This window comes from Staphylococcus caprae, from assembly GCF_002902725.1.
GTDB classification, from domain to species: domain Bacteria; phylum Bacillota; class Bacilli; order Staphylococcales; family Staphylococcaceae; genus Staphylococcus; species Staphylococcus caprae.
Genome location: NZ_PPRT01000030.1, coordinates 1 through 1,813, shown reverse-complemented (window position 1 = coordinate 1,813; position 1,813 = coordinate 1). Strand labels below are relative to the sequence as shown.

General features: G+C 32.4%; 1 protein-coding gene and 1 pseudogene. Both read left to right on the top strand.

From position 1 onward, the window contains the following. A pseudogene (locus tag CD155_RS06505) lies at positions 1 to 255 on the top strand (hypothetical protein); the annotation flags it as partial. Between the two features lie 262 nt (positions 256 to 517). Then, positions 518 to 1,462, top strand: a complete 945-nt coding sequence (locus CD155_RS06500) for a replication initiation factor domain-containing protein (RefSeq protein ID WP_103212844.1) — start codon at positions 518 to 520, stop codon at positions 1,460 to 1,462. Positions 1,463 to 1,813 lie beyond the last annotated feature (351 nt).

The following is a 1,813-nucleotide window of genomic DNA, read 5'->3' as shown; positions in this document are numbered from 1 at the left end:
GCAAAAGGTGGTACAAATAAATATGTTGTTCATAAAGATGGCACTGTGACTATCTATTTATCGAATAAATGGGCAAGCAGAATTGCTGCTGGCGATGTAAGTGTTCTTATTGGTCTCATGGGGGGAGGACCTGTAGCTGTTTTTGCAGCGCCTATAATAAGTGGTGCAATTGGTGATCACATTCCAAAAAATGGATTAAAAATTCATGTTGTTATGTCTGGAACTCCAATAGTTAAAAGTGTTAAACCACAATAATAGAAAATAATATAATTTTTATTAGTATATAGCTTAGTCTATTTTAGACTAAGCTATATACTAATGTTATATTTATAACAAAATAAAAAAAGAAGTCGCTCACGCCCCGACCAAAGTTTGTGAATGCGACTTACCCAAAGAAAAAACACTAAGTTGTTTTTTTATATTTTGTATATCTAGATATTAAACGATATTAGTTTATTCTTCAAGATGTATATTCGGGTGAGCGACTTCTTAAATTAAATTAAGGAGTCGATTTTTTATGAGTAAAAATAATCACGCAAATCATTCAAATCACTTAGAAAATCACGATTTAGATAATTTTTCTAAAACCGGCTACTCTAATAGCCGGTTAAGTGTACCGATTTGGGACACCCCCCAACCAAAAATAAGTTTTGATGCTATGACAATTGTTGGGAATCTCAGTCGTGATAATGCTCAAAAACTGTCAGAATTTATGAGTGTTGAACCACAAATTCGACTTTGGGATATATTACAAACTAAATTTAAAGCTAAGGCTCTACAAGAAAAAGTTTATATTGAATATGACAAAGTAAAAGCAGATACATGGGATAGACGTAATATGCGTGTTGAATTTAATCCGAATAAACTTACACAAGAAGAAATGCTTTGGTTAAAACAAAATATTATTGACTACATGGAAGATGACGGTTTTACAAGACTAGATTTGGCTTTTGATTTTGAAGATGATTTGAGCGATTACTACGCAATGACTGATAAATCAGTTAAGAAAACTATTTTTTATGGTCGCAATGGTAAGCCTGAAACAAAGTATTTCGGTGTAAGAGATAGTGATAGATTTATTAGAATTTATAATAAAAAACAAGAGCGTAAAGACAATGCAGATGTTGAAGTTATGTCTGAACAGTTGTGGCGTGTAGAAATTGAATTGAAACGAAATATGGTTGATTATTGGAATGATTGTTTTGAGGATTTACATATTTTGAAACCAGATTATTCAACAATAGAAAAAGCTCCAGACCGTCATACAATTATGGCTTTGTTATTTGATGAAAATGAATGGGGAAAATTAGAACGTAAAAAGAAATACAGAATGAAAAAATTGATGACTGAAATTTCTCCAGTTGATTTAACAGATTTAATGAAATTGACTTTAAAAGCAAACGAAAAACAATTGCAAAAGCAGATTGATTTTTGGCAGCGTGAATTTAGATTTTGGAAGTGAATTAAATTTTATACACGCAAGTGATCATAAAATTTATGAACGTATAGCAACCATCATTTTTGGTTGCTGGGGCTTTAATGGTTTTGAACTTAGTGGCTAGCAATTAGCCACTATTTTTGTGTGAACAAAAATACAAAAGGGGCATGGGGATATTCCCCGTCAAGCCGGTATATTCAGAACGAAGTGGCTAGAATATACGACGCTTGCCAAACCACTTTATTACTTGATAAAATTTAGGTTATGATTTAAGCTAAATTTGTATTAAGTAATAATTTTCGAAGAAAGCGTGGTGGGATTGATGAGCGAACAAAACACATTTGTGGCTAGCGACGAAACTGTTGGGCGAAACTG